18 protein-coding genes are annotated in these 17,715 nt (G+C 60.4%); 7 read left to right on the plus strand and 11 right to left on the minus strand.

Going from position 1 to position 17,715, the window contains the following annotated elements; translation table 11 throughout:
- The first annotated feature begins 202 nt into the window (after positions 1-202).
- Entirely contained in the window at positions 203-1,192 is a 990-nt protein-coding gene (locus tag ACFSNN_RS19400) for a LysR family transcriptional regulator (RefSeq protein WP_134463063.1), read from the plus strand.
- 18 nt (positions 1,193-1,210) lie between these two features.
- Here ACFSNN_RS19400 and ACFSNN_RS19405 read toward each other — a convergent pair whose 3' ends face one another.
- Positions 1,211-2,014 carry a family 1 encapsulin nanocompartment shell protein gene (locus tag ACFSNN_RS19405; protein ID WP_134463065.1) on the minus strand — a complete coding sequence of 268 codons (804 nt, stop codon included), beginning with the start codon at positions 2,012-2,014 and terminating at the stop codon, positions 1,211-1,213.
- Positions 2,007-3,062: a Dyp-type peroxidase gene (locus ACFSNN_RS19410; protein ID WP_134465573.1), complete on the minus strand. Its 1,056-nt coding sequence runs from the start codon at positions 3,060-3,062 to the stop codon at positions 2,007-2,009. Before ACFSNN_RS19410 ends, ACFSNN_RS19405 begins: the two co-directional genes overlap by 8 nt.
- A gap of 405 nt (positions 3,063-3,467) precedes the next feature.
- Here ACFSNN_RS19410 and ACFSNN_RS19415 point away from each other — a divergent pair, with 405 nt between their 5' ends.
- Positions 3,468-3,908 (plus strand): ester cyclase, encoded by a 441-nt coding sequence (locus tag ACFSNN_RS19415; RefSeq protein ID WP_134463067.1) that lies wholly within the window; start codon positions 3,468-3,470, stop codon positions 3,906-3,908.
- Positions 3,909-3,923: 15 nt separating this feature from the next.
- On the opposite strand, the gene ACFSNN_RS19420 is transcribed toward ACFSNN_RS19415, so the two are convergent.
- On the minus strand, positions 3,924-4,073 hold the full coding sequence (locus tag ACFSNN_RS19420) for a hypothetical protein (RefSeq protein ID WP_166799306.1): 150 nt from the start codon (positions 4,071-4,073) through the stop codon (positions 3,924-3,926).
- Positions 4,074-4,201: 128 nt separating this feature from the next.
- On the opposite strand from ACFSNN_RS19420, the gene ACFSNN_RS19425 reads away from it, so the two are divergent.
- Both ACFSNN_RS19425 and ACFSNN_RS19430 read left to right on the plus strand, forming a co-directional pair.
- Entirely contained in the window at positions 4,202-5,062 is an 861-nt protein-coding gene (locus ACFSNN_RS19425; protein ID WP_134463069.1) for a class I SAM-dependent methyltransferase, read from the plus strand.
- 327 nt (positions 5,063-5,389) lie between these two features.
- Positions 5,390-6,868, plus strand: coding sequence for an MEDS domain-containing protein (locus tag ACFSNN_RS19430; RefSeq protein ID WP_134463071.1), 1,479 nt, complete (start codon positions 5,390-5,392; stop codon positions 6,866-6,868).
- A 198-nt stretch (positions 6,869-7,066) separates the two neighbouring features.
- On the opposite strand, the gene ACFSNN_RS19435 is transcribed toward ACFSNN_RS19430, so the two are convergent.
- From ACFSNN_RS19435 to ACFSNN_RS19455, 5 genes are all read right to left on the minus strand, one after another.
- Positions 7,067-8,254, minus strand: coding sequence for a porin (locus tag ACFSNN_RS19435; protein ID WP_134463073.1), 1,188 nt, complete (start codon positions 8,252-8,254; stop codon positions 7,067-7,069).
- A 95-nt stretch (positions 8,255-8,349) separates the two neighbouring features.
- Positions 8,350-9,063, minus strand: coding sequence for an ABC transporter permease (locus ACFSNN_RS19440; protein WP_134463075.1), 714 nt, complete (start codon positions 9,061-9,063; stop codon positions 8,350-8,352).
- Positions 9,060-9,749, minus strand: a complete 690-nt coding sequence (locus tag ACFSNN_RS19445) for an ABC transporter permease (RefSeq protein WP_134463077.1) — start codon at positions 9,747-9,749, stop codon at positions 9,060-9,062. Before ACFSNN_RS19445 ends, ACFSNN_RS19440 begins: the two co-directional genes overlap by 4 nt.
- A gap of 29 nt (positions 9,750-9,778) precedes the next feature.
- Entirely contained in the window at positions 9,779-10,567 is a 789-nt protein-coding gene (locus tag ACFSNN_RS19450) for an ABC transporter substrate-binding protein (protein ID WP_134463079.1), read from the minus strand.
- A complete protein-coding gene (locus ACFSNN_RS19455; RefSeq protein ID WP_134463081.1) occupies positions 10,564-11,790 on the minus strand; it encodes a M20 aminoacylase family protein in 1,227 nt (408 codons plus the stop codon). The genes ACFSNN_RS19450 and ACFSNN_RS19455 overlap by 4 nt, the downstream gene beginning before the upstream one ends.
- Positions 11,791-11,954: 164 nt before the next feature.
- On the opposite strand from ACFSNN_RS19455, the gene ACFSNN_RS19460 reads away from it, so the two are divergent.
- Positions 11,955-12,908 carry a LysR substrate-binding domain-containing protein gene (locus ACFSNN_RS19460; protein ID WP_244322944.1) on the plus strand — a complete coding sequence of 318 codons (954 nt, stop codon included), beginning with the start codon at positions 11,955-11,957 and terminating at the stop codon, positions 12,906-12,908.
- Positions 12,909-12,954: 46 nt separating this feature from the next.
- On the opposite strand, the gene ACFSNN_RS19465 is transcribed toward ACFSNN_RS19460, so the two are convergent.
- The 3 genes from ACFSNN_RS19465 to ACFSNN_RS19475 are packed head-to-tail and all read right to left on the minus strand — an operon-like array spanning position 12,955 to position 15,999.
- Positions 12,955-13,707 (minus strand): hypothetical protein, encoded by a 753-nt coding sequence (locus tag ACFSNN_RS19465; protein ID WP_134463085.1) that lies wholly within the window; start codon positions 13,705-13,707, stop codon positions 12,955-12,957.
- Positions 13,708-13,713: 6 nt separating this feature from the next.
- Entirely contained in the window at positions 13,714-14,823 is a 1,110-nt protein-coding gene (locus tag ACFSNN_RS19470; RefSeq protein WP_134463087.1) for a polyamine ABC transporter substrate-binding protein, read from the minus strand.
- 48 nt (positions 14,824-14,871) lie between these two features.
- Positions 14,872-15,999 carry a DmpA family aminopeptidase gene (locus ACFSNN_RS19475; protein WP_134463089.1) on the minus strand — a complete coding sequence of 376 codons (1,128 nt, stop codon included), beginning with the start codon at positions 15,997-15,999 and terminating at the stop codon, positions 14,872-14,874.
- A gap of 156 nt (positions 16,000-16,155) precedes the next feature.
- Here ACFSNN_RS19475 and ACFSNN_RS19480 point away from each other — a divergent pair, with 156 nt between their 5' ends.
- Together ACFSNN_RS19480 and ACFSNN_RS19485 are read left to right on the plus strand one after the other, a co-directional pair.
- On the plus strand, positions 16,156-16,959 hold the full coding sequence (locus tag ACFSNN_RS19480) for a helix-turn-helix transcriptional regulator (protein WP_134463091.1): 804 nt from the start codon (positions 16,156-16,158) through the stop codon (positions 16,957-16,959).
- A 249-nt stretch (positions 16,960-17,208) separates the two neighbouring features.
- On the plus strand, positions 17,209-17,523 hold the full coding sequence (locus ACFSNN_RS19485; RefSeq protein WP_134463093.1) for a DUF4148 domain-containing protein: 315 nt from the start codon (positions 17,209-17,211) through the stop codon (positions 17,521-17,523).
- Positions 17,524-17,715: the final 192 nt, after the last annotated feature.

A 17,715-nucleotide genomic window follows, 5' to 3' on the forward strand; every position in this document is an offset into this window, starting at 1 on the left:
TGCGACTGACCGCCGAGCCTTACTCTGTTCTCCATCGAACGCGTGTTCGCGGGTCCTGCTAAGAGGGCCTGTCGATATGCAAAGACTGGAGCCGAAACATGAAAGACGCAAATCTGAAGGGAAATAGCCACGCATGCCTACAGCCCCCCGACGCTTCGTCACTTGAATCACGCAGGACCGGCGCAAAAGGGGGAGGGGGATCATGAATCTGCTCGAAGCCATGCGCATTTACGTGAGAGTCGTGGAGCGCGAGAGCATTTCCAGCGCGGCCAGGGATCTGAATATCGGGCAGCCCGCCGCGAGCGAGCGCATCGAGCGGCTCGAGAAGTACCTGGGTTGCCGGCTTTTGCTGCGTAGTGCACGCGCGTTCAAGTGCACGCCCGAAGGCGTGACCTTCTATGAGCGTAGCAAGAGGATTCTGAGCGCCGTCGAGCAGACCATTGCCGATGTGTCGAACGACGAACAGGCGCTCAGAGGCACGGTCCGCATCGCGGCGCCTCACTGCTTCGGCGAGACGATCGTGCCGCAGGCGTTGACGCTCGTACGTGCGGCCTATCCGCAACTGGATCTGGAGCTGGTACTGAACGACCGGATCGTCGATCTCGTGACGGAGGGCGTGGACGTTTCCTTTCGTCTCGGGCAACTTGGAGAAGGCGCGTTCATTGCCCGTCAACTCGGGCAGGTCGGGCGCGTGCTCGTTGCGGCGCCGGCCTATCTGAGCCGGCACGGGTCGATCGACGAGCCGTCGGACCTGATCAAACATCCGTTCATTCGGATGCAGGGTATGTTCGGCACGGACCAGTTGCCTCTCAGGCACCAGGCGAGCGTCGTCGAGAGCGCCCCCATCCGTACCGCCGTGAAGACCAGTCATTGGCGGCCCATGTATGAAATGATCGTCGCGGGTGCGGGCATTGGCGTGCTGGAAGAGCCGGCCTGCGTCGAGGCGTTCGCGGATGGCCGGTTGGTTCGGTTGTTGCCGCAATTCGAGGCGCTGCCCTTCGACGTCAACGTACTGATTCAGGCGCAACGTCCGATGCCGCCGCGGGTACGCCTGATTGTGACGATGCTGAAGCAGTGCACGCCGGCAATGCTCGAGAGCGTACACGTCGAATGCGGCAAAATGGCCCGCGGCCTTGAAGTGCTGGCCGACGAGGTTGATTCCGTGCTGCCGAAGCAGTCGTTGCGTGCCTGAGCCCGCAACGACCCGCGCTTATTCAGCGAGCGTCAACGACACCGACGCTTCGCTCGTCAACATCAGGAATGTCAGCGTCTCGCGCAGATAGAGGCGCACTACCGAGTCGGTGTGGCTAAGATAGCCGATCGACAGATCTTCGCCGAGGTGCAACTCGAAGTCGCCGCCTCGCGTGGAGAGCACGCTACCGCCGGTCAGCGCGGGTGCCCAGATGATGTCGCCGTTCACGATCCGCTTGATGTGCTCGATCACCGGGTAGCCCTGGTCGCGTGCCTCGCTGAGCGCCGTGTAGGCGTCGGCGCCGAGCAGCACGGAATAAGGACCGTCCACGCCGGCAAGCCGTAACTCTTCCAGCGCGTTGCCGATTGCGTGCGGATAATCGCCGATGTCGGCGGGCAGCGCGAGCGGCGCGTTCGACGAGCCTTCGCGAATCCCGCCGATTCCCGCTGCCTGATAGCCGTCGAAGATCGCGCGATCTTCGGCATAGGCGAGCTCTTTCGCTGCGTCTTTGGCGGGCTGCCAGTCGGCGTCGTTCGCGCCGCGCAGCACGCTGTCGATCGCCTCGCGCTGCAATTCGAACAGCACGGTGAATTCGACCAGGCGCTTGACCTCCGCGAGCTTGGCCACGACGCCTTGCTGAGGCGCGGCAATCGCGGTCTGATGCCCCGTGCCGACGCCAGACAACTCCGTCCCGCCCGGACCCTCGACATCGACCACGCGACGGCCGGCTACGCTGCGTTTGAAGGTGCGCGCCACTTCGTTTTCGATCTGCGACCAGGCGGCGCTGGAGATGGGGGCGAGCTCGCGATGCAGGTTATTCATGTTGGGAGATTCCCTTTAGAGAGCCAATATTCAGCGAGCCGTCGTGGCGCGGCTCGGCGGGCAAAGACGGTTCGGAATGTGTTTCGATGGCGGCCGTGACGCTCGGCGGATCGCGGTCCGCGAGTTCCTCGAGCAAGATGGCCGACGGCACGAAGAACAGGCCGCCCGTGACGGCGCGGCTATAGTCGAGCAGCCGGTCGTAGTTGCCCGGCGGCCGCCCGATGAACATGTTCTCCAACATCTGCTCGATCGGCGCCGGCGAACGTGCGTAGCCGATAAAGTAAGTGCCGAATTCGGCCGCGCCCAGGCGGCCGAATGGCATGTTGTCGCGCAAGATCTTCACTTCCTTGCCGTTTTCGGTGATCGTGGTGAGCGAGCTGTGTGACGACGACGGTTTGACCGCCGCGTCGAGTTCGACGTCGGACAATTTCTTGCGACCGATAATGCGCTCCTGAGTCTCGACGGAGAGTGCATTCCAACCGTCCATGTCGTGCAGGTACTTTTGCACGAGGACGTAGCTGCCGCCCTCGAACCCGGGGTCGTCGGTGATGAGCGTGTATTCGTCGGCGGCGCGGCCGGTCGGGTTCTCGGTGCCGTCGACGAAGCCCACCATGTCGCGCATATCGAAGTAGCGAAACCCGTGAACTTCATCGACCACGGTGACCGCGTCGCCGAGCGCGCCCAGCAACTGCGTGGCGAGCTCGAAACACAGATCCATGTGATCGGCGCGGATGTGCAGCAGGAAGTCGCCCGGTGTCCCCAACGCGCGACGCTCGCCTTCGCCGATGTCGCGGAACGGATGCAGCAGGGCCGGCCGCGGCGCGCCGAACAGCCTGTCCCACGCATCGGAGCCGAACGAGCAGACGCACGACAGATTGCCGGCAGGCACACGCTTGCCGACCGCGCGCACAAGGGCGGCAATGTCGCCGCACCATTCGCGCACCTTGGCCTCCTGATCGCGGTCGTTCGCGATGGTCGCGACAATGAAGATCGCACTGCGGGAGACGTCATTACAAATTGCTTGCGGTTCCGGGGTTTCGTTGAGCATCGATTTGAGTGTTGAGAGACCGTTACGGATTCCGACGGCAGTAGAACCCATGTCGTTCCGCCTACGCGTTTCATGCGGGAGGCGGGCGCGAGTTTCGTTTGAATGATTGAAGCAGGTTCGCTGTTGCGGCCACCTCAGGCATGCGTAGCGCTTTGCCTTGTCGCCGGAAGGGCGCAACATGCGTGACATGGTTGACATCCATCACGCCCACAGATGTTATACCGAGCAGATAATTTGTGTGAACTCGGTGCCGGCTTCGGGAGGCGTCGTGGCGTGGCGGATCGGCCAATAGACAGTGGCATTCGTTCGCATTGCAAATGGATGGCGAACCGACGATGAATGCCTGAAGCCACCCGGGATGATTCGGTCTAACATGGCGACTTGCACCTTCAGGAGCAGCAGATCATGACCTCAGGTACCGACGAAGCAGTGGCTCGAGAAGCGGTTGAAGGCTTCTATCGAGCATTCGAGCAGAAAAGCGTCGAGTTATTGGCGAAGGTTGTCACCCCTGACTGGCAGTACATTCCGGAGCCTCGCGGGGCCACGCACGGGCCTGCTCAAATGATTCAGGTGTTCCATGACATTGCAACCGCGATGCCGGACATGAAAGTCGAAATTCTCGATTTGCTGGTGCATGGCAACCGGATAGGGGTTCGCGCGGAGATCAACGGCACGCAAACCGGAGAACTGCTCGGCATCGACGCGAGTTCGAAGCACGTGAAATTCGCGATTCATTCTTTCCATCAGATGCGTGGAAATCTGATCGAGATAACGTGGCACCTCGAAGACTGGCTATCGCTGTTTCGACAGCTTGGACAGGTGCCGAAAATGCTCGAACGACCTTGAAGCGGAAGGAACGCATCAATGCTGATAATGCATTGCCGCGGCGATCAGAAGCCGAAACGGCAGCGCGAGCAGCACTGCCCCGGCTACGCCGAGCAGCCATAAGCCAATGAACCATAAGAGGCGTTTGCTGAACATCGTCTTGCGATCAGGGCTTGTCTGTGACACGCTGTCCCTCGTCATCGGCTCGTCATGCTTACTTGTCAATCATAACTTGTAGCGGGCGGCAGGATCGCGACAGTGTTTCTGTGCGATCGCGAATAGAGGCCGAGAAGGACACAACGGGATCGAGAGTCATGAACGAGAAGCGAGATGCAGCACCTGACAGCACCGCTGCGCGTGTCGCCTTGTGGCGCGCGCTGCATGTCGAGGCCGACGCGCCGCCGCATGTGCTGGAAGACGCCATCGGCCTCAAGCTGCTGGCTCCCGGCGACGATTGGCGTGACCGCGGCGATATGGACCCGCAGTTCACGCGTCCGTTTCGCGCCTCGATCGTGGCGCGGGCTCGCTTCATCGAAGACCTGGTCGTGGAACAGGCCGGGCGAGGGTTGAGTCAGTACGTCATTCTCGGCGCTGGACTCGACAGCTTCGCCCAGCGCAGGCCTGAGATCGCGTCTCGCCTCAAGGTGTTCGAGATCGATCCGCCGGGTCCTCAGGCATGGAAGCGCCAGCGCCTGATCGAACTCGGCTTCGGCGTGCCGGACTGGCTGCGCTTCGTGCCGGTCGATTTCGAGGCGGGCCGGAACTGGCGGGACGAGTTGATGGCTGCCGGCTTCGATGCCAGCAAGCCGGCGGTCGTGGTCTCCACGGGCGTCAGTATGTATCTCACGCGCGACGCGAACATGGCCACGCTGCGCGAGGTCGCGGCGCTCGCGGCGGGATCGACGCTCGCCATGACCTTCCTGCTGCCGCTGCAACTGGCGGACCCCGAGGTACGTCCCGGGCTCGAGATGGCGGAGAAGGGCGCGCGAGCAAGCGGCACACCTTTTATCAGCTTCTTCACGCCGCCGGAGATGCTGGCGCTGGCCTATGGAGCCGGCTTTGGCGAAGCGCGCCACGTGTCGGCGGCCGATTTGACGCAGCGCTATTTCACGGGCAGAACCGACGGTCTGCGTCCGCCGAACAATGCGGAAGAACTGCTTGTAGCGAGCACCTGACCGCCGTGAGCGCATTCACCCGTTTTGAAGTCGCCGTCTCGAAGTCATATACCAAACGCGATTGACACGCATGTGACCGAGCACTCATTCGTGCCAAAAAACATGCCTAGGGAAAGTATCTATTCTGTCAAAACCGACCCTCGCGTACTTTTAAACCTTGGCTGAATCCCAAATATCGAGCACTCATGCGGTGGATCCGCTTCCAGTCCTTCAACAGGATCGGCGGATCGACGCGGGAAGTGCCGTGACATTTATATTCGAGCGCGCGGGATATCGTTAGACCCTGGCGCGACTGTGGTTCTTGACCCACGCACTTTCAGGGAAACGATGACCACCGGACCTCGTAACAGCGGTTTTCCAGCGCTTGGCGCCCTCTCCTGGGGCTCACATCTGTGTCACTTCTACGAATCGCGTAGCGAATTGCTCAGCGTCACCGCGGACTTCCTGCATGCCGGACTCGCCAATCGCGAAGCGGCCGTGTGGGTCGCGCCCGAGCTGCTGGGACCCGACAAAGCCCGCTATATGCTCACGCGAACCGCGCCCGCACTCGCCGAATATATCGATGCAGGCCAGTTGCAGATTCTCGATGGCGCGCAGATTTACGCCTCGCCCAAAACGGGCTTCAACGGCGGCGTCACCGTGGGCTTGTGGTCGAAGGCGATCAACGACGCGTTGGGGCGAGGCTTCGAAGGATTGCGCGTGGCCGGCGACGCCGTCTGCAACGAAACCACCGACTGGGTTGCGCTGCTCGACTACGAAGCCTCGCTGAAGGAGAAGCTTGCTGAGCGGCCGATCATCGGTTTGTGCACGTACTGCGTGCAGAAGCTTCGCACCGCGCAGGCACGGGACATCGAGCGCCTGCACGATGCGAAGATCGAAGCGCCGCGCGTCGAGACTTCCGGGCATTCTCGCGCGCACGCTGGTGGGCAGAGTGTGCAACGTTCGGAGCACGTCGTCGCCATTGCCGGGCGTAGCGATGAAACGAAACAAGCCTCGATCGGTGCAACGATAGGCCACGAAATCCGCAATGCCATTACGCCGCTCGGCTTGCTCGCGCGTTTGTTGAACACGCAGTACGGCCATGATGAACAGTTGACGCGCTACGCGCTTCTACTCTCGCGGCAGGCAAACCTGCTCGGTCAATTGGCCCAGCAATTGATGGCGCCGGACGATGCCGGGTTCGATGGTTCCGCTGGTTCTGTTCACCCGGCGCCGGACGCGTCGGCATGTGCGTCGCGCGGGAAAACTGTCGAGAATCCCGCATCGGTCAATATTGGCGATCTGCTCGCGCATTGTGTGCAGGTAGCCGAAGCGGGCGCGCCGGATCACGCGCCGATTCAACTGACGGCAGGCGACGCGCCGTTGCCGGTGCAAGGCGACTTCGGCAAGCTGACCCAGGTGTTCGTCAATCTCCTGGTCAACGCGCTCAAATATTCGGCGGCTGCGGACGCGATCAAGGTAACGGCGTCACGCGCCGGGCGTTACTGCTATATCAGCGTGAGCGACGAAGGCATCGGCATCGCGCCGGGCGAGCTTGCGGCCATCTTCAAGCCCTACGCGCGCGGGCTTGTGGGGCGCGCATTGGGCACCGGTGGCCATGGACTCGGGTTGGCGGTGGTGCGCGATATCGTTACGAGCCATGGCGGCACCGTTGAGGCATTTTCCGCGGGACTGGGCCGCGGCTCGAATTTCGTGGTGCGCCTGCAGCTGGCGAAGATGGCTACGCCAATCACGACGATCGCGCCAGAAGCACAAGAGCGCGAAGCCGTTTACGCCGCACCCGTCACGCAAGGTATTGCCGCATAGCGAGCCACGTTAACTCGACCGCGGGAGAATGGCTGTTTGATTCGAACGCGATGGCTAAACGTCTCGTCAGGCCGCGCGAGCGACGAGCGCCGCACCAAACAACGCAATCCCCCGAGTTCCTGTTGAAACGGCCTTGCCCCGGAACGTGCGCCGGCGAGGCCAATCAGGTTTCGCCCACCCGCAAACCTCTCCGCGCGGTTAGAACGTGTGCCGGATCGCGGCCCGCACGACGATCTGACTCGATGACGACGACAGGTCTTGCGCGCCAGGCACATATGCCTGATCCAAAGCCGAACCGGTTGCGTCGCCGGCGATCTTTTGAAAGGCGCCCTGAACATAGAAATCGGTGCGCTTCGAAAGGTTATAGTCCGCCATCAAGCCGGCGGTGTGGATCTTCGGACGTACGCTGCCTGTCGTTGCATCGTAGTTCTCCAGCGTATAGACGTATTGCGCGCCCACATAGAACGCCGGTGTGAACTGATATTTCCCGTTCAGTTCGAAGTTCTGGTACTTCAACCGGGTCAGTGTCCCGCCTGCCAGCGCGCCGCTGGTCGGCTGAATACTCTCCTGCGCGCCGAGGTAGGCCACATTCGCGGCCGGATTGCTGATGTTCGTGTTCGTATAGACGAAGCCCGCCGTCGCCGGACCCAGTGTGTAGTTGATTCCCGCGCCGAAGATCCGCAAGCGCTCCGACTGAAAGTTCGCATCCGCGGAGACGGTCGAGCTCGAACCGGCAATCGCGCCACCGGACGTCGATCCGGGATTGTCCGCGTTCAGATACGCAGCCGCGATCAGCAGGCCGCCATAGGTGTACTGCGCGCCGACGCTGAATTGCCGGTTGTCGGCGAAGCCCGTGCTGTTGCTGAAGCTATATGCGCCGCCGAACTGGAAGCCGGCAATATCCGGGCTCGCATACTTGACCGTGTTGTTCACGCGGAACGTGTTATCGGTGTTGTCATTGTCGAACGGATGGGATAGCAGATAGCCGCCCCAGTTGCCATTGGCCGTTGTCAGCGCAAGATAGTCGACCACCGAGTCGTATTGGCGGCCGAGCGTAACCGACCCGTATCGGCCGCTCTCGATACCAACATAGGCCTGGCGACCAAACCCCAAACCCCCTTGCGCGAGCTTGCCGGTGTTGACGTTAAAGCCGCTTTCGATCTGAAAGACCGTTTTAAGCCCTGCGCCCAGATCTTCGGCGCCTTTTAGCCCCCAGCGGCTACCTTGGGCGTAGCCGCTTGCCATCTCGTACACGTGGCCTCCGCCGACGTTGTTCGTGAAGTCGAGTCCTTCATCAATGACGCCATAGAGTGTGACGCTGCTCTGCGCAAAAGCCGACGTTGCAAATACCGACGCTATTGCGCTACAAAAGATTTTTTTGTTCAATTCGTCATCCTGAATGTGAAATGGTTTTTTTATTTGGCGCTCATTGGCCAATCGAGCCGTTCGGCAGAATGGAAAATCAAAGGGGTCAAGTGCTGTTATCCGCCTCGCGGTTTCAGATACGCCAGAAGGCGTCGCTCAAGCCGCCGAAATATCCAGACCAGCGCAAAAGCGATCATTGCGTACAGCAGCGCCGCAATTCCAAATGCCTCGAATGATGCATAAGTCGCCGAATTGACATCGCGGGTTACTTTGAGAATGTCCGGGATCGTGGCGGTGAAGGCGAGCGTGGTGGAGTGCAGCATCAGAATCGCCTCGTTGCCGTACATAGGTAACGCACGTCGCAGTGCCGAAGGAAGAATGATCCGGCGGTAGACGGTGAATGTGGACATGCCGACTGCGAGTGCTGCCTCGATTTCTCCGTATGCCGTCGCCCGGATTGCTCCCGCAAGGATCTCCGTGGCGTAAGCGCATTCGTTCAGCGCGAACGCGAGTAGCGTGCAGTTCATGGCATCGCGAAAGAATGCGTCGAGCAGCGCGTGTGAATGCACGACATGCAAGCTGTACAGCCCCGTGTAGCAAATCAGCAATTGGACGTAGAGCGGCGTTCCTCGAAATACATAGGTGAACAGCCAGACCGGCGTGGACAGAAGCCGGTTGCGCGATGCCCGTGCCACCGAGAGCGGCAACGCCAGCATGAAGCCGAGTGCGAGCGATGCCACCAGAAGCCACAATGTGACGGCGAGCCCCGTGAACTGAAACCCATCTGTGTACAGATAGTTTTGCCAATATTGACGAACGATGTCGATCATGTGGCCACGCGCCTCACACCCGCTGAATACCGTACTTCCAGTCGCCACAGCACCACGTTGGACAGCGTGGTGATTGCCAGATAGATCGCGCCGGCGGCGAGTGTGAACAGGAAGAAATTCTGCGTCGACTTGCCGGCGTCCTGCGACACCTTGACTACATCCGAGAGTCCGATGATCGACACCAGCGCGGTCGCCTTGACGATAACCTGCCAGTTGTTGCCGATGCCCGGCAGCGCCAGCCGCATCATTTGCGGAAACAGGATGCGGGAGAATACCTGCCAGCTCGACATGCCGAATGCCATGCCCGCTTCCAGTTGCCCTCTGGGAACGCCCATGAACGCACCCCGGAAAGTTTCGGTGAAGTACGCGCCATAGATGAAGCCAATTGTGACGACACCGGCCGAGAAGGGATCGATATCCATCTGGTCGAAGCCCAACATATCGGTGATATGGTTCAGCGCGATCTGAATGCTATAAAAGAGCAGCAGCATCAGCACGAGGTCCGGCACCGCCCTGATCAAGGTCGTGTATGCGACGCCGATCCGCACGAGGTAGCGACGGCCGGATAGTTTGGCTGCGGCGCCGCACAACCCCAGTGCAAATGAAACGAGTAGCGACAGCAGCGCGAGCTTGATCGTTTCATAGGTGCCGGCGACGAGCGCCGGCCCGAATCCTCCAAGTATCATTTTGTCTCCTGTGGCTCGCTCAAGCCGGTTCACTTCGCACCGTAGATATCGAAGTCGAAGTACTTGCGGTTGATCCGCGCATACGTGCCATTGGCCAGCACCGCAGCGAGCGCCTGATTGAAGGCATCACGCAACGCGACGTCCTCTTTGCGAAGTCCGAGTCCGTCGCCAAGACCAAAATACTTCGGGTCGTCCAGAGCCGGGCCGGCAAATTTGTAGTCTTTGCCTTCGGGCTTCTTGAGGAAGCCGTCGCTCGCCTCGATCGACGCCTGAAATGCCGCGTCGAGTCGACCGGACATCAAATCGGCGTAGACCTGATCCTGGTTCTGATACGAGACGATCTGCACGCCGGCCGGTTGCCACTGTGCGCGGGCGTAATCTTCCTGGCTCGTGCCCTGTTCGACGCCGACGCGTTTTCCCTTTAGCGAGGCGGCGCTCGGCAGCAGATCGGAGTCGCGTTTGACAACCAGCCGCGCGGGTGCATTGGAGATCTTGTTCGTGAACGCGATCTGCTGCATGCGCTTGGGTGTGATGGTCATCGACGAAGAAATCGCATCGAACTTTCTTGCCAGCAGTCCTGGGATCATTCCGTCAAAGCTGGTTTCGACCCATACGCAGCGCGCGTGAAGTTCCGCACAGAGCGCATTCGCGATGTCCACGCCAAAGCCGGTCAACTTGCCGTCAGGCGTCTTGTACTCCAGCGGCGGATAGGTTGGATCCACCGCCAAGCGGATTTCCTTGCCCGACCAGTCGGCGGCGTGAGCGCCGCCGGACAGCACCGCCAAAGCGGCCGAAATCGCTGCGAGTTTTTTCATCATGTGTGCTTCTCCTCGATGTCATGGTTGAAATGATGGTGATCCGGGCGATCCGCCATGGGCAGAAAGCGTTCGGTGAGCTTGACCCAATAGGTGGCGCCCACGGCGAGGCAGTCGTCGTTGAAGTCGTAACCGGAGTGATGCAATGCGCAGCCGCGTTCACCGTCGCCATTACCGATCACGAGATAGCTGCCCGGACATTGTTCGAGCATGCAGGCGAAGTCTTCACTGGCGGTGAAGGGTGCAAGGTCGTCGATCACGGCTTGCGCGCCGAACCAGTCCGTCGCCACCGCACGAGCGAAGTCCGTTTGCGCAGGATGATTGATCAGCACGGGATGACAGCGGAAATAGTCGATCTCCGCTTGCGCGCCGAAACTCGCTGCCTGTCCGTGCACGAGTTCGTGAATCCGGCGTTCGAGCAGGTCGCGCACATCCGGCGCAAGTGCCCGGACCGTCAGCAGCATCTGCGCCGATGAAGGGATCACATTGGACGCGGTGCCCGCATGAATCGAACCGACGCTGATAATGGCCAGATCGCGCGGACTCACATTGCGTGACACGATACTTTGCAACGCCGTCACGATCGACGCGCATACGACGATCGGATCGATCGCCTCGTCCGGCGCGGCACCGTGGCCGCCGCGGCCCACCACGCGCACGGTGACGGTGTCGGCCGACGCCATGAATGCGCCGTTGAAGAAACCCAGATGGCCCGCCGGATACCCCGGCACGTTATGAAGAGCGAACACGGCATCGCACGGAAAGCGTTCAAAGAGGCCGTCCTCCATCATCTTTTGTGCGCCGCCGAGGCCTTCTTCAGCCGGTTGGAATATCAGGTTCAGCGTGCCTGAAAAGTCACGTGTTTCGGCGAGATGCCTGGCAGCGGCCAATAAGGTGGCCGTATGCCCGTCGTGGCCGCATGCGTGCATGACGCCATCGTTTCGGCTGGCATAGGGCAGGCCCGTCGTTTCGTGGATAGGCAGTGCGTCCATATCGGCGCGCAAGCCGAGGGACGGCCCGCGACCATTCTTCAACGTGCCGACCACGCCGGTTTTACCGACGGCGCGCGTGACCTGAAAGCCCCACTTGTCGAGGCATTCGGCGACCAGTTCGCTGGTGGCGACCTCCTGAAGGCCGAGTTCCGGATACGCGTGGATGCGGTGCCGCAAGCCGATCATTTCTTCCTGAATAGCGGCGATGCCGGGCAAAACGAAGTCTTGAATCATCGATAAAGTCCTTGGAAAGCCCGCAGATCCTGCCGTCGCGTCCCGTCATTCCAGATTTCGGACCGCGCCATCGTCTGCATTGATCGAAATGCTATTCAGCTAAATATCGAGGGTGAAGCCGCAGTTTTGTTATGCTGACAACCATTTGTTGTCGGGGTGGTTCCGTGAAGATTCATCAATTGCAGGCCTTGGTCGCCAGCGCGGAAACGGGCAGCATTAGGGCGGCCGCGCGCTCATTGGGAATTTCTCAGGCCGCTGTCACGCGCGCGCTGCGCGAACTGGAAGCCACCGAGCAACTGCCGCTGCTGATACGCGCGCCGGGGGGAATCAGCTTTACCGACTACGGCAAGACGTTGCTGACGCACGCGCGGCTGGTTCTCAATCAGCTGGAACACGCGCAGAGCGACCTGGCAAGACTGCGCGGACGAGCGGAGGGGAGGCTTAGCGTCGGTGTGACACCGTGGATTACGTTGACGTTTCTGGCGGAGACGGTATTGCTGTTTCGCAAGCGAATGCCCGACATTCAGCTGGAGATATTCGAGAGTCTCATGGCGGTCGCGCAACCGCTTTTACGTGCCGGCGACATGGACTTCGTGATTGGCCAGTTGAATCCGTCGACGGCCACTCAGGAGTTTTCGTGTGAACCGGTTTTGAACTATGAAACGGCGGTGATGGTGCGCCGGGGACATTCGCGCGAGCACTGCCGTTCGATTCACGATCTGCTGGACCAGGACTGGGCTCTCAACTTCGCACCCGACGGACAGGATGCGCTGATCGACTATCTGTTCACGCGCCACGGTGCGCGGATCGAAGCGAGCCGCATTGTACGGGCCCATTCGCTAGGCACGCTGCAGATACTGGTTGAACGTGCCGAGATGTGTACGTGGTGCCCGGCCGTCCTCCAGACGGCTTCTCTGTTTGACGGAAAACTCGTGGCGCTGCCGCTGAAAGAGAAATTCGATTCGCGACAACTGAGCATTGTCACGCGCCGAAACAGTACGCTTGGCGGCGCGGCGCATTGTTTTATCGAATGCCTGTTGCAGGTGGTCCGCAAGCACGCACGATCGGCGAAGAAAGAAGATCTCGCTTTGTTCGACACTCTGACGATACTGGTTTGATATCGCGTCCCCGTATACCGGGAAAGCGCGAATCAACGATACCGTCTCATTCGATCCTGCACCAACGGCCGGATTCCGCACACACGATAGCCGATTCACCATTCACGCGGACTTGCTCTTCATCCGCTTGCAACGGGGTCGAAGGGGCTATACCGATGTCGAAGACAACGTTAAGCGCACGCGCAACATGAAGGTCTTCGATGGGAAGCTCCCACGTCAGGAATATTTGCGTGCAATCCTGATCAGGCGCGAAGTCGGCTGCATTGAACCCGCTGCTGCCTCGCCGGATCACGCCATGAGGCTGGCCGGTGTCGAATATCAAGGCCGTGCCGCGAGTCAAAGGAATGCGATGACCTGTGCCGGGGAAATGAACATCCAGCCCCTTGTCTTCGCTGAGGAACAGATTGCAGAAGGCCGCACCGCCATATTGCGCGCCGTCATGGTGATACCTCGCGCCGCGGCAGGCCATCAGCGCAATGTCGCTGGCGGCAAGCACGTCCGGCAGTCCGAGCGCGCCCGTCCACTCGGACATTGCCCGCACACAGCGCGGGTAGTCCGGCCAGCGCACCTGCGTTCGCGCCAACGGCATGACCTCGACGTCACCGGGTTCGAGGACCATGCGCGACGACATCTCCCTGTCCCAATCCGCAAGCACGCGAGCAGGAGGCGCGGGTACGTCGAGCGTGCCTGACAGCACGATGTCACTCACGCTCCGGCTGCGAATGGCATCGCCACTCCAGAAATAGGAAGTCAGTACGTCTCGCGTCGATGCTGTGGAAGAAGGGCTCATCCACAGCATTGTAAGTTACCGCCCAGCTTTGAGTTGCGTCCACAGCCTGTTTTGAAGGCGAAGGATTTCGGCCGGCAAAGGCAATGACAGCGTGAGCGATTTCATCTTCTCGCCGCGAGGATAGACCGCTTCATTGTCGAGGATGGCCGGTTTCACATAAGCACGCGCGGCGGCGTTGGCGTTCGGGTAGTAAACCTGATTGGTGATCGCCGCGCTGACCTTCGGTTGAAGAATGTAGTTGATCCACTGCATCGCGGCTTCAGGATGAGGTGCATCTTTCGGCACGCCCATCAGATCGAACCACAGCACGCCGTCGCCTTTGGGAATGACGTAGCGAATCTCATAGGCGCGGTGTGCCTTCTCTGCGCGCCGCTTTGCGATACCGACGTCGCCGGACCATGCTAGCGCGAGGCAGACATCGTTATTGGCGAGGTCGTTGATGTAGCCGGATGAATTGAACTGGGTGATGTACGGCCGGATTGTTTTGAACAGCTTGTACACGGCCTGATAGTCGGCGGGGTTAGTGCTATTGGGATCTTTGTGCAGGTAGATCAAGCCCACCGAGAAAGCATCCTCGGGAGAGTCGAGCACGGAAACGCCGCAGGTTTTCAGTTTGGACACGTATTGCGGATCGAACAGCAGATCCCAGCTATCGTAGGGTGCGTCCTTGCCCAGTATCTGCGTGACCTTCGTGACGTTGTAGCCGATACCGTCCGTTCCCCATGACCAGGGCACCGTGTACTGATTGCCGGGATCGGCGGATGCCAGCATCTTCATGAGCACGGGATCCAGATTGGCCAGATTCGGAATCTTGCTCTTGTCGAGCTTGCGATAGACACCCGCTTCGATCTGCCTGGCGGCATAGGCGGACGACGGCACCACCACGTCATAGCCTGAGGAACCGCTCAGCAACTTTGCCTGCAAGGTGTCGTCGCCGTCATACACGTCGTATCGCGTGTGAATGCCGGTTTCTTTCTGAAAGCCCGACACGGTGTCCTCGGCAATATTGTCCGACCAGTTGTAGACATTCAGTTCTTCGGCATTGGCAGGATGAGTGGTCGCCGCCAGCATCCCCGATGCTGCGAGGATTCCAGTGACTACGCTGATGAGATGGCGGGATGTCATAGTGGTCTTCCGGGTTGAATAAAGAAGCGCATGCGAGGAGAAGAAGAGTCAGTCTGTGAACGGGCGTTCGGCTCGATCCGCTGGGCGGCGCCAGCCAACCTGCTCCAGTGCTTTCAGCAGACGGGCCGTGCTCAGCGCGGGGACATGCACGCGCTGTCCGCTCGTATCTTCAGCAGCGACAAGTGCGTTGAGAATCGCTTCTTCGACGGCATCCGCGGCCGCGACGAACAGCGGAGAAATAGAATCGTGAGTGACGGTGCGCACGCTGATCACCGGTTCGATCGCTTTGCCGTAGTCCGCCGGAGGTATGGCGTGATTGCCGACCGAGAACGCGATGAAAATGTCGCCGCTCGAATATTCGGTGCCGCCGCCCACGCGAGCCAATCCAATGCTTGCGCGTCGTGCGACCTGCTCGCACTGATGCGGAAGAAGCGGCGCGTCGGTCGCGAGCGTCACCACGATCGATCCCATTCCGGGGACGCCCATCTGGCGCTTGTCGAATGGCGAGGGCAGATCGCGCAGCACGTCGCCAACCGGATAGCCGGCCACGCGCAGCGCGTCGCGCCGGCCGTAGTTGGCCTGGACCAGCGCGCCGACGGTCCAGCCGCCGTCCTTCGTCGCGAGTCGGCGCGAGGCGGTGCCGATGCCGCCTTTGAACTCGTGGCAAATCATGCCGGTGCCGCCACCAACCGAGCCTTCCTCGACAGGTCCGCTGCGGGCCGCGGCCAATGCCTCGTGTACATGCGCCGCGGTGACGTGTTGCCCCCAGATATCGTTCAGCACCCCGTCGAAAGTTTCCAGCACCACCGGCATGCACCAGTACTGGCTCTCGCCGAGCGTCGCGCGTTCGGCGGCAACCAGCGCATCGCGAACCACGCCGACGCTGTGCGTGTTGGTGTACGCGATGGGCGTGGTCAGCAAGCCGGATTCGCGTATCCACTCCAGGCCGTTGGCATCGCCGTTTCCGTTGAGCACATGGACGCCCGCATAACACGGATCGAACCGCGCGATGCCGGGGCGCGGCTCGATGATCGTCACGCCGGTTCGAATCGAGACTTCTGCCCGGTTTTCGACCAGGGTACGATGACCGACTCTGACGCCTTGCACGTCGGTGATGCTGTTGAATGGACCTGGCGTGCCGTGGCCGACTCGAACACCGATGTCTCTGATACCCATACGTTTCTCCTGTGTTGCCCGCTGCGGGCAAGTCTTGCCGCTGCCTATGCGGCGGGGTACTGAGATGGTAGGGGCGGCGCAAACGGGTACAAATCAGGCCGAAGGGCTAGAACGATGGAGCGATCTACCCTTTTAGGGGTAGAGGGGGACACTGACATGCCGCTTGAAATATCGGACGTTGCATTTCATCAGCGGCTCGGACGTCTGGTCGAAAAACTCGACGACAAACAGTTCTGGCATGCGCTGATCGATCTGTTGCGCAAAGTTGTTCACTTCGACAACTGGGTGGCGATGATCTTTTGGCCCAACGGAAAACCACAGTTGATCGCGGAGACACAAACGCGCACACCGCACGACGACCTGTTCAAGGGCTATCTGAACAGCGTCTATTTGCTGGACCCTTTCTATCAATTCAGCCTCGGCGCGATCAGCCCAGGCGTGTATTGTCTGGATGAAGTCGCGCCCGATCATTTCCGCGAGACCGAATACTTTCGCCGCTATTTTTCGGTGAACGTGCTCGAAGACGAGGTGCAGTTACTGGCGCCGCTGTCTTCGGGAGGAACGCTGTCGGTGTCGATGGGCAGTGAGCGGCGCTTCAGTTCGGCCGACGTCGGAACGCTCTGTCTTTACGGCGCATGGCTGCTTCCGCTGATGTGCCATGCGCTCTCGGCACAGACCGCGATGCTGCCGCCGCCGGCGAGTTCGGCGGCGGGAGGCGACCGTCGCCTTCACTTCGAACAGGCACTGCGCAAGCGATCCAATGCGTCGCTGACCCATCGCGAGATCGAAGTCGCGCTGATGATTCTCGCCGGTCATTCGACCAAGAACATGGCGAGAGAACTGGGGGTGTCGCCTGCCACGGCCAAGGTTCACCGGCGCAATCTCTACAGGAAACTGAACATTTCCTCCCAGGCAACACTCTTTCTGCTCATCATGGACGAGGACTCAGAGGCAAGCTGAACCGGCCTGATTGGATTGGCAATCTCAAAGGCGAGCGCCTTGGCGTTGCCACCGTTCTTTGTATCGCAATGTATCTGCACCGTAGCAGGGTACATAACGTTTCACCAACGGGCATTGCCGACATAAGCCAGATACGTCGACGGGGTCTAATGCTTCCAGGCCAGTCGAACTGGCGTTGCTAATCAGAACGCAAACGCAGAACACAAACGGGCGTTTGCGTGGAAGACATTTTTTCTCAAGGTGAAGATCATGAAAGTCATTCAATCGCTTATCGTCGCTGCTGCCGTTGCTCTCCCGGCTTTGTCGTTCGCGCAATCGAATCAGCCGCTCACTCGGGCGCAGGTCCGCGCGGAACTCGTGCAGTTGGAGAAGGCCGGCTACAACCCTGCAAGCGATGAAACGCAGTATCCCAGGAATATCCAGGCCGCCGAGGCCCGCGTGAGTGCGCGGAACGGCCTGGCGTTGTCGTCTTATGGCCCAGCGACGGGCGGCAGTTCGGCATCGGGCTCGCATGCGTCGGACTCTGAAATAATCGGTCTTGGGGCGATTTACGCCAAGCCGTAACTGAAGTCCGCTTCGAGGGCCGCTGCATGTACCGGCCACGCTTCGCGATGTTTTGATTTAACCATTCGGTGCGTCCCGCGGGCGCACTGTTCAATTCAGCGCTGTCGCACATAAGGAGAATTAGCCATGTCTGACCAGATCAATTTGCGGCGTCGTCGTCTGCTCGGGACGACGGTTGCGGGCCTCAGCCTG

The organism is Paraburkholderia dipogonis (genome assembly GCF_042680985.1).
Lineage (GTDB): Bacteria > Pseudomonadota > Gammaproteobacteria > Burkholderiales > Burkholderiaceae > Paraburkholderia > Paraburkholderia phytofirmans.

Coding starts and splice junctions, on each gene's coding strand:
- ACFSNN_RS19400 (WP_134463063.1), top strand. CDS start 203: ATGAATCTGCTCGAAGCCATGCGCATTTACGTGAGAGTCGTGGAGCGC.
- ACFSNN_RS19485 (WP_134463093.1), top strand. CDS start 17,209: ATGAAAGTCATTCAATCGCTTATCGTCGCTGCTGCCGTTGCTCTCCCG.
- ACFSNN_RS19450 (WP_134463079.1), bottom strand. CDS start 10,567: ATGATGAAAAAACTCGCAGCGATTTCGGCCGCTTTGGCGGTGCTGTCC.
- ACFSNN_RS19455 (WP_134463081.1), bottom strand. CDS start 11,790: ATGATTCAAGACTTCGTTTTGCCCGGCATCGCCGCTATTCAGGAAGAA.
- ACFSNN_RS19410 (WP_134465573.1), bottom strand. CDS start 3,062: ATGCTCAACGAAACCCCGGAACCGCAAGCAATTTGTAATGACGTCTCC.
- ACFSNN_RS19415 (WP_134463067.1), top strand. CDS start 3,468: ATGACCTCAGGTACCGACGAAGCAGTGGCTCGAGAAGCGGTTGAAGGC.
- ACFSNN_RS19405 (WP_134463065.1), bottom strand. CDS start 2,014: ATGAATAACCTGCATCGCGAGCTCGCCCCCATCTCCAGCGCCGCCTGG.
- ACFSNN_RS19480 (WP_134463091.1), top strand. CDS start 16,156: ATGCCGCTTGAAATATCGGACGTTGCATTTCATCAGCGGCTCGGACGT.
- ACFSNN_RS19425 (WP_134463069.1), top strand. CDS start 4,202: ATGAACGAGAAGCGAGATGCAGCACCTGACAGCACCGCTGCGCGTGTC.
- ACFSNN_RS19440 (WP_134463075.1), bottom strand. CDS start 9,063: ATGATCGACATCGTTCGTCAATATTGGCAAAACTATCTGTACACAGAT.
- ACFSNN_RS19475 (WP_134463089.1), bottom strand. CDS start 15,999: ATGGGTATCAGAGACATCGGTGTTCGAGTCGGCCACGGCACGCCAGGT.
- ACFSNN_RS19430 (WP_134463071.1), top strand. CDS start 5,390: ATGACCACCGGACCTCGTAACAGCGGTTTTCCAGCGCTTGGCGCCCTC.
- ACFSNN_RS19445 (WP_134463077.1), bottom strand. CDS start 9,749: ATGATACTTGGAGGATTCGGGCCGGCGCTCGTCGCCGGCACCTATGAA.
- ACFSNN_RS19465 (WP_134463085.1), bottom strand. CDS start 13,707: ATGCTGTGGATGAGCCCTTCTTCCACAGCATCGACGCGAGACGTACTG.
- ACFSNN_RS19470 (WP_134463087.1), bottom strand. CDS start 14,823: ATGACATCCCGCCATCTCATCAGCGTAGTCACTGGAATCCTCGCAGCA.